Source organism: Shewanella fodinae (assembly GCF_014651955.1).
Lineage (GTDB): Bacteria > Pseudomonadota > Gammaproteobacteria > Enterobacterales > Shewanellaceae > Shewanella > Shewanella fodinae.
This window is the reverse complement of record NZ_BMXW01000024.1, coordinates 1-15,602: the sequence shown is the minus strand read 5'-3', so window position 1 is coordinate 15,602 and position 15,602 is coordinate 1. Positions and strand designations below refer to the sequence as shown.

The window sequence follows — 15,602 nt, the reverse complement described above, 5'->3', positions numbered from 1 at the left end:
CGTATGGCAGACACTAATAGTTCGCAGGAACGTACCGAAGCACCCAGTGAGCGGCGTCTCAAAGAGGCCCGTAAGGAAGGGAAGGTCGCCAGATCCCGGGAGTTAAATACTGCGGTGTTGATGATGATCGGTATTGCCGCGTTTTTATGGTTTGCAGATGGTTTGATGCAGATGTTGTTAATTGTGATGCGGCAAACCATGCAGTTAGATCAATCACTGCTGCACGATACCCGGCAAATGGGACTGGCATTATCGACAGCGCTGATTGAGATGCTCAAAACACTGGTGCCCATGTTAACCGCGATTTTTGTCGCGATGTGGATAGCCGCATCATTGCCGGGAGGCGTCATATTTTCATGGAGTCTGTTGGCGTTTAAGGGTAGCAGGTTGAGCCCGCTGCAAGGTCTCTCCAAGATTTTGGGAAAAAGCAGTCTACTGGAGTTGTTAAAGTCCGTCATCAAAATCGCTTTATTGATGGGCAGCATGGCGGCTTTTTTGGTGCAGTTGGCTAAACGTTTGGTGGCCTTGCAGAGTCAGCCTTTACCACTGTCTTTACATGAAGGGTTGCAACTGCTGTTTCTCACGCTATTGCTCATGGCAACGTTACTACTGCTGGTAGCGGCGATTGATATTCCGTTTCAATACAAAAGCGTGATGGATAAGATCAAAATGACGCGTCAAGAAGTGAAAGAGGAGCGCAAAACCTCTGACGGCGACCCGTTGATCAAGAGCCGTATTCGCCAGATCCAATATCAGTTTGCGCGCCGTCGTATTGAAGAGCGAGTGCCGAAGGCTGATGTGATCATCACTAACCCCACCCATTTTGCAGTGGCATTACGTTATTCAGAAAAAGACGCTAAGGCACCTTATGTGGTGGCTAAAGGTGTTGATGAAATGGCATTGCGTATTCGCGCTATAGGCACGCAGCATCAAAAAGAAATTCTGGAAATCCCAGCGTTAGCTCGGGCCATTTACTGGTCAACTCGGGTTGACCAGGAAGTCCCTTCAGCCCTGTATGCCGCCGTGGCCTATGTATTGACTTATGTGGTGCAACTGAAGGCCTATAAGGCCGGGCGCGGCAGTAAACCAGCGCCGCTCCCTGAACTAAAAATTCCAAAGAATTTAGCTAAAAATTAATATGTTGGAGAAGACAATTGAACTGGCGTAACCTCACCAGACCCTATACTGCAATTCCGATCCTGTTGCTGGCAATTCTAGCAATGGTGATCTTGCCGTTACCAGCGTGGGTGCTGGACACGCTGTTTACCTTCAACATAGTGCTATCCATCATGGTGTTGCTGGTGGCAGTTTCCAGCCGTAAACCATTGGATTTTTCAGCGTTCCCTACCATTTTGCTGGTGGCAACCCTAATGCGGTTGACGTTAAATGTGGCGTCAACGCGTGTGGTATTACTCCATGGCCATGAAGGGGCCGATGTTGCTGGACGGGTGATCCAGTCGTTTGGCGAAGTGGTTATCGGCGGTAACTATGTTGTGGGTATCGTGGTCTTTGCCATTTTGATGGTGATGAACTTTGTGGTGATCACCAAAGGTGGCGAACGTATTTCCGAGGTTGCCGCCCGCTTTACTCTGGACGCGATGCCGGGTAAGCAGATGGCGATCGATGCGGATCTCAATTCCGGCCTTCTCGGCCCCGAGCAGGCGAAAGCCCGCCGCATTGAAGTCTCGCGTGAAGCAGATTTTTATGGCTCGATGGATGGTGCCTCCAAGTATGTCCGTGGTGACGCAATTGCCGGTTTGATTATTCTGGTGATTAACCTGTTGGGTGGCGTCAGCATTGGGGTGTTCCAGCACGATTTGAGTATGGGCGAAGCCTTTCAGCGCTTTGCCTTGCTCACCATAGGTGATGGTCTGGTCGCACAGATCCCATCTTTGCTGCTGGCGGTGGCATCTGCCATCATCGTCACGCGGATGAACGATGACGAAGATATGTCAGAGGCGGTCGGGGGACAACTGCTGGCATCTCCTAAAGTGGTCGCTACCGCAGCAGGGATCATGATTGTGCTGGGGATCGTTCCCGGTATGCCGATCCTGGCTTTTGGCAGTTTTGGTCTGGTGCTGTTTTACGTCGCCTGGCGCTTGTACAAACGGGTGCCTGCTGATGATTTGGCGCAGGTTGAAAAGCTCACTGAAACCATTGCTGAAAGTCAGCAATCACTTACTTGGCAAGACATTCCTCATGTCGATAGAATTTCTGTTGAACTAGGGTTCATGCTGGTGTACCTGGCCGAAAAAGACAAAGGTGAGGAGCTGATAAGCACCTTGCGTGGTATCCGTAAAACCTTATGTGAACAGCTGGGCTTTCTATTACCGGAAGTGCGGATCCGCGATAATTTAAAGCTCAATCCGCAACAATACCGTATTTTGTTGTCTGGGGTCCCGGTGGCAGAGGGAACGTTGAAACCACAACAACTGCTGGCACTTGATACCGGTGAGGTCTACGGGCAGCTGGATGGTGAGCTCACTCGCGATCCAGCCTACGGCCTCAATGCGGTGTGGATTAAGGCGGAAGATAAATCCCGGGCGTTGAACATGGGCTATTCCGTGGTTGACCTGGCCACTATTGTGGCAACTCATGCCGGTAAGGTGATCAAAGGCGCGCTGGATGAGCTGTTTTTGTTTGAAGATGTCAAACATTTCAATAAGCGGGTAAGAGAAATTGCACCAGATTTGGCAACTGCTTTAGAAAAATCTCTATCAGAGAGTATTCAGTTGAAAGTTTTCCGCTACTTGTTGCGGGAATTAGTCTCTATCAAGGATGCGGTCACTGTCGCTAGTACCTTAGTCGATAGCGCCGATATCACCAAAGATCCGCTATTGCTTGCGGCCGATGTTCGCTGTGCGTTGCAACGAGCAATTACCCGGCAACTGATGGGCGAACGCGATGAACTGGCGGCCTATAGCCTAGACAGCAAGCTAGAGCAGACACTGCAAAGCTCCCTTAATCAAGCGATGCAAGCAGGCAAAGTGGCACTGGATAGTTTTCCAGTTGCGCCCAATCTACTGCAGCAGTTCCAACGCATGATGCCTGTAGTGCAACAAGAGATGCAGAAACAGGGTATGACGCCGGTATTAGTCGTTATTCCACAACTGCGACCATTGTTGGCTCGATATGCGAAAACCTTCACCCATAATGCACTTGTAGTACTTTCTTACAATGAAGTACCTGACAATGTTAGGGTGAATGTGATTGGGGCGCTAGGATAAGTGAATAATTTGTCTTTTTTTCAAAAATGGCAAAAAAAGTGTAAAAATTCCATGAAAGAATATTGATTAATCGAAAGGGTTATAATACTTTAGCCCAACAAGTGCAGCGTTCTGTAAATTTTTTACAGAACCATTGCTAAGACAATTAAATAGCAAACCAGATGAAAGTCTGGGACGCAAAGCCTCCGGTCTACGTTTGTAAACAAATATGATAGCGGGGTTGCATTAACTTAGCGGCAGATCCTATCTGGCGTAATGCCTGTCTTTCTTCCGCTCGTTTTTAAAATTACTGACTAAATATTGTTCTTGGTCAGAAAGTGCTATGGAATCGAGATGTCTTTTTCGTACTGGAGAGTTATTGTGCCAGCATTCATGATGCTGCCATCAATAACGATGACGAACGTTTTTGCTAAGGATAGCTGGCAACAGACTTATGAAAATGGAATTTGGAATATAAAGTCAACAAAATTTAAGTGCGCCTTATCACAAAAAATAGAAGGTGTCGCGGAAGTTGCTATTGTCAGAACGCCGGAATATAAAACTCGATTAATTCTTGACCTGCAATTCCCAGAAATCAAGATTTCATCAGCAACGGTCAAAATTAAGCCGGCTGATTGGAAAAATATCTCAAACATATCTATTAATCAGCCTATTTATAATGGATATGTTAATGAATTATCTGTCATTTATGATGACGTAGGCCGTGAGGTTTTAGATGCTATTGCTGCTGGTGATTGGCTCGATTTTGAAGTGAATCCAGACAATAACAGTAAAGAGATAGTATTTACCAATACCCGAGGATTTTCTGCCGTTACGGCTTTTCGCAACTGTTTATCAGATATGGCACCGATATCATGGGAAAGTGCTAGAGATAATGATTTTTTCTTTGAAAAAGGCAAAAAAAATATTTCTTCTGTCCGTGACATTAAAAAACTTCAAGATTTAGTACGTTATATAAAGTTAGATGGTCACATCAATAAAGTGTTAGTCGATGGATATAGCGATAGTGTCGGAAATAGCATCGCTAACCGACAGCTTTCGCAGCAACGAGCCGATGATGTTGCCTCAAGATTAGTCGAGTTTGGCTTAAAACCCGCACAATTGGAGGTGAGGGCTCATGGAAGTCGTTATCCTTTAGTAAATAATAACGACAAGGATCAGGGATTAAACCGAAGGGTATCAGTAAGACTTATCCGCAAGGATAATGGAGTAGTAAAACAATGAAAGATAATTGTGTCTTGTGGCTATCAGGGAAAAAGCCAAAAGCTAATGAAATAGCCTGTTTTAGCGATGAATCATTATATCTGAAACACGCAAAAGACCTTTATCTTGACGGGGTGACTGAACAGCCAGAAATTATATTTATTGATTTTGTCAATTATCCAAATATTGTGCAGGACTGGGTTAGAAATATACATCATCGTTTCCCATCTACGCCGATTGTGGTGATTGTTGAATCCTCTCAAAGCCAGCTGGCATCCGATGCGCTATCTTGTGGGGCAGTTGATTATTTGCTGCGTCCTTTTAGCTGCACTCAACTACTCACGTCGGTGCGTAACGCTCGTTTCATGCTGAAAAACATGAAAGATATGGTGGCTGTATCACAAGCAAGCCAGAAGGTTTTACGTCTCGCCAATCGGGCGGCGCAAACCAACAACACCACGGTATTGATCCAGGGTGAGTCGGGGACCGGTAAGGAAAAACTGGCGCAATTTATTCACCAGATGTCTGCGCGACGCGAAAAGCCTTTTGTTGCCGTCAACTGCGCGGCAATTCCTGAGAACATGCTGGAAGCCATGTTGTTCGGTTACACCAAAGGTGCCTATACCGGTGCTGTCAATTCTGCGGCAGGTAAGTTTGAGCTGGCCAATGGCGGTACATTGTTGTTAGACGAAATTTCTGAGTTGCCGCTAGAGTTGCAGGGAAAGTTGCTGCGCGTATTGCAGGAACGGGAAGTGGAGCGCCTTGGTAGTCACAGCAAAGTCACTCTAGATGTTAGGGTCATAGCCTCGTGTAACAAAGATTTACGTGACTTAGTCAGCCAGGGGGCATTTCGTGAGGATCTTTATTACCGTTTAGACGTATTGCCACTGTGCTGGCCGGCATTAAGGCAGCGTATGGAAGATGTGATCCCCTTGGCTCAGTATTTCATTCGTAAGTATGGTGAAGATCGTTATTACCTGAGTGGATCTGCTCGTGAAGTGCTGATGAGTTATAACTGGCCGGGCAATGTGCGTGAGTTGGAAAATGTCATTCAGCGTGCCTTAGTGATGGCCAGAGGCATGGAATTGCAAGCCGAAGATTTAGGTCTGCCATTGCATCAACTCTGTTTTGATGAAGCCCCAGGTAAACGGCTGCAACACACCCGTAAACAAGCAGAGTTCGAATATATCTATGATTTACTTCAACGTTTTAATGGACATCGAAGCCGCACTGCCGAAGCGCTGGGCATGACGACACGAGCGCTCAGATACAAGCTGGCAGCAATGAGAGAAAACGGCATCGATATCGACGCTATAGCATAAATAAACAGGTACGTTAAATATGGAACCAATAGCAACTCAGAGCCTTTTACTCAATCGCATGGATCAAATGGAATTGATGGCTGAAAGTGGCGCAATCGCGCCTGCCAATAATGGCGGTATCCAGCAGGATTTTTTGCAGGTAGTAAGAGATGTTAACGCCCAGCAGAATCTCGCATCAGAGATGATGCAGGCGGTCGATACCGGTGCTTCTCAGGATGTGGTTGGCGCGATGGTGACCAGTCAGAAGGCGAGCCTGAGTTTCAATATGTTGATGGAAGTACGCAATAAAGTTCTCGATGGTATCGATGACGTTATGCGTATGTCACTGTAGGTGGTGATTGATGAAGGGTGTAGTGGCAACCAAAGACGAACATCTTGCCGGTAATGGCGGCTTAAAAGAAAAAGTGGTTAATCTGTCTGGCAAATTTGGTTGGCCGCAGAGTGGCGACAGAAGCCTTGCTTCCATTGCATTGCTGGCAACGTTGGTGGCTGCGGCGATTGTGATTATTTTGTGGACCTCGGCCAAAAACTATGTACCGCTTTATGGCAATCAAGAGCATTACGATAAGGCCAGTATTCTAGAGATCCTCGACAAAGAGAAGTTCCCATTCCGCATTGATACCGATACCGGCAACATTATGGTGCCGCAGGATAAACTGGCTGACGCCCGCATCACGCTGGCGGCCCGGGGTATCAAGGCGGCTTTACCTGATGGTATCAGCAGCATTAACAGTAAGGTGCAGATGGGCACCAGTCAGTTTATGGAAACGAAACAGTACCAGCATGCGCTGGAAGGCGAACTGGCTCGTACCATCATGAACATGGCTGGCATTCAAAGTGCTCGGGTGCACCTAGCGATTCCTAAGCGCAGTTTGTTTATCGGTCGTAAAGAGGAACAGCCAGGGGCATCTGTGATGATTGACTTAGCTCCTGGCTACGAACTGAAGCAACAGCAGGTGGAGGCTATCGTCAGTTTGGTCGTGGGCAGCATTCCAGGGCTCGATCGGCGGGCGGTGTCTGTGGTGGATCAAAAGGGCGAACTGTTGACCGCCGAGCTGTTCGATGATTCGCCAGTGGGTAAAGACTCCAGCAAGAAACTGCAGTTTATTAATAAGCTCGAACAGGATATTGAACAACGGGCAGCCATCATGTTGTTGCCCATTGTCGGTGAGGGTAATTATCGGATCCAAGTTTCTGCGGATGTGGATTTCAGCGTAGTTGAAGAGACCAAAGAAACACTCGATCCCAACACAATTGTGAAGTCTGAGAATACTAAAACCGGTTCTTCTCAAGATGATCTGGCGATGGGGATTCCTGGCTCTTTGGCGAATAATCCACCGATTGCCAACCCTAACGGCCAACAACCTAAAGCAGATGTTAACGGCCGAACCAGTCAGAAGCAGGAAGCACAACGGACATTTGATAGTGGCCGTTCGGTTACGCACACACGCTACGAAGTGGGCCGACTCAAAGCGATGAGTGTTTCGGTGTTGGTGAATGATGCCGCCGCAGGTAAAACCGGCTGGACTGAGGCAAGATTGGCATCGCTTGGGGATATGGTACGAACAGCAACGGGCTTCAATGCTGAGCGTGGTGACAAGTTCAATATCTCTAGTTTCCAGTTTGTTGAAACCGATATTGCAGGTTCCACAGATACAACGCCTTGGTGGCAGTTACCCATTATGCGGGAATATGCGCGTTATTTATTTGGCACCCTGATTGCGCTGGCGTTGATCTTCTTTGGTGTTCGACCACTGGTGAGCCATTTGGTTAAGGGCAAACGCCACAACAGCGAACTGAGTCCACAACTGCTGGCCCAACAACAGGGCAGCGACGGCAAACTGGATGACTTTGATGCATTGGCCTCAGATAAGACAGCCGTAACCGAGAGCGCTAATTCCATAGACAAAAAAGTGGCTGAGGATGAAATGCCTACCATGGCATTACCAAAGGCTGGGGCGCTGTTTGAAGAGCAGGTCGCGCACATGCAGTATTTGGCACATAAAGAATCTGACCGTGTCACTGCCGTCATTAAAACGTGGGTAGAACGAGGAATAGAAATTGAATCCAGCAAGTCCTGAATTCGTCAGCGAATTATCTGAACTCGATCAAGCCGCTATTCTGTTGTTGAGTATGGGCGAGGATAACGCTGCTAACGTTATTCGGCGGCTCGGCAAAGGTGAGGTGAAGGCCTTGTCTGAGCGGATGGCGAAAATTGCGCATATTACCCAAGAGGATATGAGTCAGACGCTGCAACATTTCTTTGACAGTTACCGCAACGAAAGTGGTGTCAGTGGTGCATCGCGCCGTTATTTAGAAAAAGCATTGGATAAAGCCGTGGGGCGCAAGCTGGCGCGGGGCATGCTCGATGATATTTATGGCGTTACTTTGATTGAAGAGTTACGCTGTCTCGAATGGGTACCATCTGAACTGATCGCCCGGTTCCTGGAACAGGAACATGCGCAGATGCAGGCGCTGATCCTGGCATTTTTGCCACCGGAGCAAAGCTCGGCGGTGCTGGCATTATTACCGCAGGAGCGCCACGAAGATCTGCTGTTCCGCATTGCCGGAATGCGGGAAGTCAGTGAGCATATTATCGATGATTTACGTTTTGCACTGGAGCGCTGTATCGAATTTGTCGGGCAGCAAACCGGTGCCAGAGTGGATGGCGTCGAAAAAGTGGCCGAGATTGTCAACCGCTATAACGGCAACAAAGCAGAAATTATCGCCTTGCTACGACAGCACGACAAGCAGACGGCCATTGCTATTGAAGAACGGATGTTCGACTTTGATACCATTGCCCTACAGACCGAAGAAGTACGTGCACAACTGATGAACGAGATTTCCGATGAGTTGTGGATTGTGGCACTCAAAGGGGCAAAAGCAGAATTTATCCAGTCTATTTTACAAGCCTTGCCCAAACGCTTAGCACAAGTGTATCAACAGCAGCTTGATGGCTTGGCCCCCCAGCCCGTGCGAAAAGTGGAAACGGCACGCGCGGAGATTATGAAAATCATTCGGCAGATGATGAGCGATGGCACCATCGATTATCGGCTTTATCAGGAAGATGTGTTGGGGTAAGCCATGTCAGAACTGTTTCAATTCCCTTCAGTTGTCCGTCAGGCGTCGCAGCTAACGTTGCAACAGCGGCTTGACGAGGCCTACCAACAAGGTGTCAACGATGGTCAATTGACGGGCGAGCAGCGTGGGCGGCAGTGGGCAGCTGATGAATTAAGAGCGGAAATAGAAGCACAATGGCAACAAAAGTTGCAGCAGCAAAAAACCGCAACCGAAGCTGATAACCGTCAGCATCTGGCACAACTGATGAATGGTATTAAGTCTCAGCTTCACATCAGTGCGGCACAGTTAAGCGAAGATCTCTATACACTGATCCGCGAGCTGGCGCAGACCGTTATTGAAAGTGAGTTGTCGGCGCAGCCACAGTCTTATCTAAAGGCGATAGAGCGCACGCTGGAAGCCCTGCAAGGGCGTGACATCGTTACCGCTATCAGTGTTTCCGTTAGCGACAACCAATGGCTTAAAAGTCAGGGAATTAGCGATATCGATGGTATTCCTTTTCGGGTGGATGAATCCTTGCCTGTTGGGCAGGTGCAGTTTGAAGGGGAAGCGCAACTGCATCAATTGTCATTTCGGCAGCGTCTCTCTGAGGTGCTGCAACAGATAAAGCCGATACTCACCGATGCAGACTGAATGGCAACAGCGTCTGCAGCTCGCTACTGCAGCCATCCGTCCAGCGCATCAATTCAACAGTTACGGGCGCTTACTGAGTATTAATGGCCTGACCTTGACCGTTAAAGGCGGGCGTTTATCGCTTGGACAGCGTTGTCAGGTGGAAGGCCAACAGCAGTGGTTTGATGCTGAAGTGATAGGTTTTGATCAGGAACAGGCCTTTCTGATGCCTTTGGCTGCGGTTTCCGGGCTGTACGCTGGCGCGAAAGTGCGGGTGATCGAAAATTCCGCTCTCTTGCCAGTAGGCGATTCCTTGATGGGGCGTGTTGTCGACGGTCTGATGCGACCGATTGACGACCTTGGCGAAATCGACGCACCACGACAAACATTATATGCACCACATCTAAGCCCCCTGCAGCGGCGCGGGGTAGAGCAACCTTTGGACGTCGGCATTCGGGCGCTTAATGGCCTGTTTACCGTGGGTAAAGGTCAGCGTATTGGCTTGTTTGCCGGTTCCGGTGTCGGTAAGAGTAAATTGTTAGGCATGATGACCCGCTATACTGCGGCCGACGTGGTAATTGTCGGATTGATTGGTGAACGTGGTTGGGAAGTCCGTGATTTTATTGAGCATGCCTTAGGGCCTGAGGGACGCAAGAAAGCCATTGTGGTGGCCGCTCCCGCGGATCAGTCGCCATTGCTGCGGTTGCGAGCAGCGGAGCTGAGCCATAAGCTTGCCGCCCATTTTCGAGATCAAGGGAAAAACGTACTACTGTTGATGGATTCTCTGACTCGCTATGCTCAGGCACAGCGGGAAATCGGCTTGTCTCTCGGTGAACCCCCAGCAACTAAAGGTTATCCGCCTTCCGTATTCAGCAAGTTGACCGGACTCGTCGAAAGCTCCGGTAATAGCAATAGTTCTCGTGGCAGCATGACCGCCATTTATACCGTACTGGCGGAAGGTGATGACCCGCAAGATCCCATCGTCGACAGCACGCGGGCTATCCTCGATGGGCATATAGTGCTGCGGCGTTCTTTGGCAGAGCAAGGGCATTTCCCAGCAATCGATATTGGGGCCTCAATCAGCCGGGTGATGCCTCAGATAGTGAGTGAAGCCCATCTGCAGGCCTGTTACCGATTGAAGCGCTTGTACAGCCGTTATCAGCAGATCCAGGAGTTAATTCCGCTGGGGGCTTATCAACGAGGTGAAGATGCGGAACTAGATGCTGTGGTTAAACGTTTCCCAGCCATCGAAGCTTTTCTGTGTCAGGGCCTTAACGAACAATCAATATATGCCGACAGTCGTAAGCAACTAATGGAGTTGGTCAATGAGTTCGCTTAATCAGTATATGGCGTTGCAACGGCAAAAATTTGAACGTATGCAAAGTCGTCGGCAGCAGCTGTTACAGAGTCAGCAATTGGAGCAGAGTCGCTTTGAACAATTGCATGAGCATATGGCAGCGCTGTCGGTTAACCACGGAGGTTCTGCGCTTTATTTACAGAACATGGGCAGCATTAAACAGCAGATGCATCAGTTATGTGAGCAGCAACAGCGGCGAGTCATGGAGGCTTCACAGGAATACCGTCTGCAGCAACGGGCTTGCCTGCAACAGGCAAGTTTCAATCTGGGGCTACAACATATGCTGGAACGGCGAGCGGAAACCGCGAGAAAACAGCAACAATTACAGGAACAAAAACAGTTGGATGAACTGGTCTGTGGTTATCATGCTAGAAGCTGAAACGTGAACACCATAAAAATGAAAACCGCCTGCAGGGACGAAACAGGCGGCTTTCTTAACGCGGGTTTACAACGCTTATAGGGTGCTGGCTTCGGTAGTGATGTGAATGGTCACTTCATCGCTGACATAAGGCACATATTGACCCATACCAAACTCAGAACGTTTAATTTCAGTAGTGGCGTCAAAACCAACAGTTGGTTTTTTCTTCATTGGGTGCTCGCCCTCTTTATTCAGCTTGGCATGCAATACCACTTCTTTAGTGATCCCTTTGATAGTCAGTTTACCGGTAACGTCATATTCATTGGCGGCAGTCTTCACCACTTTAGTGCTATCAAAGGTTGCTTGCGGGTGACCTTCGGCGTCAAAGTAGTCTTTAGCCAGAAACTCTTTAGTTAACGCTGGCACTCGAGTGTCGACGGTTTTCACTGGAATTTTTACACTGACTTTTGATTTAGTTGCATCCGCGTCATCAAAGTTTAGCGTGCCGGTGACATCGCTGAAGCTGGCGGTTGGGTTAGAAAAACCAAAATGATTCCATGACACAACCACACTTGTGTGGGTCGGATCCAATTGAAATGTTTCGGCCATAGCACTAGCACTGAGGCTGGCGAAACCTGCAAACGCAACACTCAATGTAACTTTTTTCAACAGATGCATATATTCCCTCTCTGATAATTGTTAGCTGGCGAGTATCTTCGTCCAGCGTTAATGGGTTGAGATCCCGGCATCCAGAATATTTGTTGCCGAGGATTTCCTGCTGCAACTCATACTACGTTCTAAAAAATTTAGATCAACGGCGAAAATTCGCATAAACAATTCGAATAATTGCAATTATTCAGTGATATTTGTTATGGGACTTTGGTCAAGACATAGGTCTAGCTTCACAATAATGAAAATGATTTACGCAACTTCATAGCGATTGCGACCATTGTCTTTAGCGATATAGAGTGCCGCATCAGCCCAGGCAAACAGGGTTTCATATTCAATAATGGCATCAGCAGGTTTTACCGCCAGACCAACAGAGATAGTGACCACCTTGCTGGCGGCAGAAGTTTGATGGGGGATCCCCAGCTTTTCTACTGCTTGGCAGAGATTGCCCGCCACCACCATGGCTTCTTCTTTGCTGGTGTTTTCCAGCACCAGCACAAATTCTTCGCCACCATAGCGACATATCAGATCAGTGGCACGGTGAGTGCTTTCCTGAAGGGCAATTGCTACTTGTTGTAGCACTTTGTCTCCCATGGCATGACCGTAAAAGTCGTTGTAACGCTTGAAAAAATCCACATCAACCACCAGCATGGCTATGGGTTGCTTGCGGTTAATGACCGAATTGCGCAAGGTTGCGAGATATTCATCCAAATAACGACGATTGGCCAAACCGGTTAATGCATCGGTATTACTCAGATCCTGTAACTGGCGATTTTTCATCGTGAGCTTTTGTTGCTGCTGTGCTACTAATTCGAACATCAGGTCAATCAGACGACCGAGTTTGTGTATCTCGTTATGACCTCTCAGGTTAGCTCTAGCGGAATAGTCATTACTGAAATTGACGTAGCTAATCGTTTTCAGCAAATGACGAACGGGTTCGACTAATTTGCGGCTGATATAAAGATAAAACAGCAACAGCGTCAGGAAAGACACGGCTATGCCGGCTGAGAGGGCAGGATTAAACAGTGCCTCATCGTATATTCTCGGACTTTGTGGGATAGCAAACACCAATAACAGCTGGTTATCTAACCCTAGGACTCCAAGATATAAACTATTTTTCCAGAGCTTAATTTGTATGTCATCAGCTTGCAGCATAGTGCTGATGTGCTGTCCGATGTCGCTTTCTTGGGCAGGATCGATGATACGGATATCATCATTGGCTAATGGCATCAACTCCCCGATAAAACGGCCATCTAAATAGTGCCACAGCAACAAGGTACCAGCACTGACACCCTGTTCCAGCGAAGGCGCTATGCTTTGACTGATAACTACCGCAGGCTTGTCGTTGACCTTAATAAAACTGGTCTTTGACACCGGCATTAGCTGATTTTGCTGAACTTCTTCTGTACTGATCAGGAGTTTCGTCGGTATGTCTTGCGGGGCAGAAAACATGGTGACGGTGATAGGTTGCAGGTTGTTATCAACACTCATACCCGCCAGGAGTTGCTGTTCATTGTCGTAAAAATACAGTCCGTTGATAGACAGATGCTGAAAAGAAGGCCCGATCATAAAGTTGTCTTTAAACCACTGTTGATCTCGGGCAAGCGCTTTTGTGTAAGAGCCGTCCCAGACAGCGTTATCATAGGCAATATTTTGTAACCGCTTCAGTTGTAGTTGCAAAACACTCTTGAAACGCTTGATTTCCAGTTTGTCATTATAGAGTGCCAGATGCGAGAACTGCGGCAGTGTCCACATGTAACGTATCATCACCTGGGTCGATAGAATGGCGCAGCATGCCAGTGCGACAGCAAGCAGTAACTGTGACCTTAAGCTGGATCTTCTCAGCATGCATTCAGCCCCCAGGTATTTAACATCCTGTTGAGTAATCATTCCCTGTCGAGCAAAGTATAGAAGTTAATTGGTCATTTTTGAGATACGTGAGCCTTTCCCTAAAGTATTTCTCCTACATCTGAGCTTGTACCGGCGAAAACCAGCTTCCTATTTACCTCATTCATGAATAAAAACTCCTAAAGATTTTTTTCATGAATTATCGATAAGTCGTAATCGATCACATTTAATGCGTAGCAAAGAATTTAATCTAGCATATGCCACTAAGTAGTTGATTTAATTGATTTTAACTATCTGCAATTCGCATTTTTGCAAATTGCAAAATAACAAATGTGGGGTGATGAACATGAACGTAAATCGACGTCAGGCAATGGGACAAATTATCGGTTTGGTAAGTGTTGCTGCGGGTGGGGGCATCATGGCAACAGCTATGGCCGCAGACACTTGTCCAGGCGATATATCTATTGGTATCGGCAGTGAAGGCACCAGTGATTTGGCGGCTAATCTTCTGACTTATGTGAAAGTCGAGCCGCTCGCGGTAGCAAAACGCGCATACGAAGACTATGGCAAAGGTGGTTGTATGTATGGTGTCTTTGATGCCATCGTCAAAGAGTTGGCCGCGCAAGGGCACGAAGATGCCTGTAAATTTGCGGCAATTCCCACCAATATAACCGTTTATGGTGCCGGTGGTATTGCTGGCTGGGGCACCTTGTGCGGTTGCCTAAACGCAGCAGCGATGGCTGTCAACATGCTGGCGGGCGTCGATCGCAACAAGGTTATCCGCTCTGTATATCATTATTATGAAAGTACGGCGATGCCACGTGGAGATAGCGAGTTCTTGAGTGCCATTGGTGCACCAACCCGTAAGACCGATGCCGGAGAATTGCTAACAGCGGATAAGATTGGGCAGTCTGTAGCAAAATCAATTCTTTGTCATACTTCTGTGACGCTTTGGTCAAAGCAAAGTAAGTTTGGCACCAGTCATCCGGCAAAACTGGAGCGTTGTGCCCAGGTTACAGCAGAAATCGCCTATACGACTGTCGATTTCCTCAATAAAGCGTTGGATAACACGCTGGATGTTGCTACCGCTGCCGAGGGGAATAGTGACTGTGCTGGCTGCCACAGCAGTACCAAGCGGGAGCCCGATACCTATTTTGCCACAGATGTTAACGCCCAGATGGAGTGCCAAACCTGTCATAGCGAGCACGATGTCACTGCTGGTTTGACCGGGGCACATGAAGGTTTCACCTGCAGCGACTGTCACTAGGAGGCTGTGATGAAATATCAAAGTCTGATAATAATTTCGGCATTATTGGCGCTCGGTGGCTGCGGTTCGGATGATGACGAAAACGTAACCCCTGAACCGAGCTATGTGTCTATCAACGATGCTACCAGCCTCAAAATTGTGGTTGATAGCATTGACAGCGCTACCAAAGCGGTAACATTTTCACTCACGACTAATGAGGGAGAACCGGTTACTGGTGCGGGTGCCAATTATACGGTCATGTACCTGAATATTCCCGGCGAACAGGTTTCAGCATTTTCAATCCCTTGGCATAAGGGCGTCCGCTTTGCGTGCAGTGACAGCAGCGATGTCTGCAGTGGCACTCTAAGTGCAACGGATACCGCTGGAAAATACCAATTCACTCCGGGGAGCCTAGAAAAATTGGGAACTACCGTTGGACAGCTGAAATTGGCCATCAATATTAATGGCACTTTGGCACAAACTAAAACGGATCTATTAGATATTCCTTCTGCGTAACCTTTAATTAGCTATTGAAGTATTTGCCCGGCAATCGCCGGGCTTAATGTGATGGTCCGCCTCCCTTCTCAGCAACTATGCTGAGATTAGGCTAGACAGGAGGTAGACCATCATGTTTATTCAAGTACTCGGTATCGATTTAGGCAAGTCAAACTTTCATCTTATT

General features: G+C 47.8%; 14 protein-coding genes and 1 riboswitch. Of the genes, 12 read left to right on the top strand and 2 right to left on the bottom strand.

Features of this window, described 5'->3' with window-relative positions:
- Positions 1 to 3: 3 nt before the first annotated feature.
- The 10 genes from flhB to IE064_RS16135 all read left to right on the top strand — a co-directional run bounded on the left by flhB (position 4) and on the right by IE064_RS16135 (position 11,178).
- The gene (flhB, locus tag IE064_RS16180; protein ID WP_189618749.1) at positions 4 to 1,137 is read left to right on the top strand and encodes a flagellar biosynthesis protein FlhB; all 1,134 of its coding nucleotides are present in this window, start codon (positions 4 to 6) and stop codon (positions 1,135 to 1,137) included.
- A 17-nt stretch (positions 1,138 to 1,154) separates the two neighbouring features.
- The gene (locus IE064_RS16175; protein ID WP_189618748.1) at positions 1,155 to 3,227 is read left to right on the top strand and encodes a flagellar biosynthesis protein FlhA; all 2,073 of its coding nucleotides are present in this window, start codon (positions 1,155 to 1,157) and stop codon (positions 3,225 to 3,227) included.
- Between the two features lie 141 nt (positions 3,228 to 3,368).
- Positions 3,369 to 3,455, top strand: a riboswitch (cyclic di-GMP riboswitch).
- A 132-nt stretch (positions 3,456 to 3,587) separates the two neighbouring features.
- The gene (locus IE064_RS16170) at positions 3,588 to 4,451 is read left to right on the top strand and encodes an OmpA family protein (RefSeq protein WP_189618747.1); all 864 of its coding nucleotides are present in this window, start codon (positions 3,588 to 3,590) and stop codon (positions 4,449 to 4,451) included.
- Positions 4,448 to 5,752: a sigma-54-dependent transcriptional regulator gene (locus IE064_RS16165; RefSeq protein ID WP_189618746.1), complete on the top strand. Its 1,305-nt coding sequence runs from the start codon at positions 4,448 to 4,450 to the stop codon at positions 5,750 to 5,752. The genes IE064_RS16170 and IE064_RS16165 overlap by 4 nt, the downstream gene beginning before the upstream one ends.
- 19 nt (positions 5,753 to 5,771) lie before the next feature.
- Positions 5,772 to 6,083, top strand: coding sequence for a flagellar hook-basal body complex protein FliE (fliE, locus tag IE064_RS18185; RefSeq protein WP_133040671.1), 312 nt, complete (start codon positions 5,772 to 5,774; stop codon positions 6,081 to 6,083).
- 10 nt (positions 6,084 to 6,093) lie between these two features.
- Complete coding sequence (gene fliF / locus IE064_RS16155; RefSeq protein ID WP_189618745.1) at positions 6,094 to 7,833, top strand: flagellar basal-body MS-ring/collar protein FliF; 1,740 nt, start codon at positions 6,094 to 6,096, stop codon at positions 7,831 to 7,833.
- Positions 7,814 to 8,833: a FliG C-terminal domain-containing protein gene (locus IE064_RS16150; protein WP_229800107.1), complete on the top strand. Its 1,020-nt coding sequence runs from the start codon at positions 7,814 to 7,816 to the stop codon at positions 8,831 to 8,833. The genes fliF and IE064_RS16150 overlap by 20 nt, the downstream gene beginning before the upstream one ends.
- Positions 8,834 to 8,836: 3 nt before the next feature.
- Complete coding sequence (locus IE064_RS16145; RefSeq protein WP_133040669.1) at positions 8,837 to 9,463, top strand: FliH/SctL family protein; 627 nt, start codon at positions 8,837 to 8,839, stop codon at positions 9,461 to 9,463.
- On the top strand, positions 9,453 to 10,781 hold the full coding sequence (locus IE064_RS16140) for a FliI/YscN family ATPase (protein WP_189618744.1): 1,329 nt from the start codon (positions 9,453 to 9,455) through the stop codon (positions 10,779 to 10,781). Before IE064_RS16145 ends, IE064_RS16140 begins: the two co-directional genes overlap by 11 nt.
- Positions 10,768 to 11,178 carry a hypothetical protein gene (locus IE064_RS16135; protein WP_189618743.1) on the top strand — a complete coding sequence of 137 codons (411 nt, stop codon included), beginning with the start codon at positions 10,768 to 10,770 and terminating at the stop codon, positions 11,176 to 11,178. Before IE064_RS16140 ends, IE064_RS16135 begins: the two co-directional genes overlap by 14 nt.
- A 75-nt stretch (positions 11,179 to 11,253) precedes the next feature.
- Here the strand turns inward: IE064_RS16135 and IE064_RS16130 are convergent, their stop codons facing one another.
- On the bottom strand, positions 11,254 to 11,835 hold the full coding sequence (locus IE064_RS16130; RefSeq protein WP_189618742.1) for a YceI family protein: 582 nt from the start codon (positions 11,833 to 11,835) through the stop codon (positions 11,254 to 11,256).
- Positions 11,836 to 12,078: 243 nt separating this feature from the next.
- Positions 12,079 to 13,674 carry a sensor domain-containing diguanylate cyclase gene (locus IE064_RS16125; RefSeq protein WP_189618741.1) on the bottom strand — a complete coding sequence of 532 codons (1,596 nt, stop codon included), beginning with the start codon at positions 13,672 to 13,674 and terminating at the stop codon, positions 12,079 to 12,081.
- Positions 13,675 to 14,020: 346 nt separating this feature from the next.
- Here IE064_RS16125 and IE064_RS16120 point away from each other — a divergent pair, with 346 nt between their 5' ends.
- Positions 14,021 to 14,941 (top strand): C-GCAxxG-C-C family protein, encoded by a 921-nt coding sequence (locus IE064_RS16120; RefSeq protein ID WP_133040664.1) that lies wholly within the window; start codon positions 14,021 to 14,023, stop codon positions 14,939 to 14,941.
- Between the two features lie 9 nt (positions 14,942 to 14,950).
- Entirely contained in the window at positions 14,951 to 15,436 is a 486-nt protein-coding gene (locus tag IE064_RS16115; RefSeq protein ID WP_189618740.1) for a hypothetical protein, read from the top strand.
- The last annotated feature ends 166 nt before the right edge of the window (positions 15,437 to 15,602 follow it).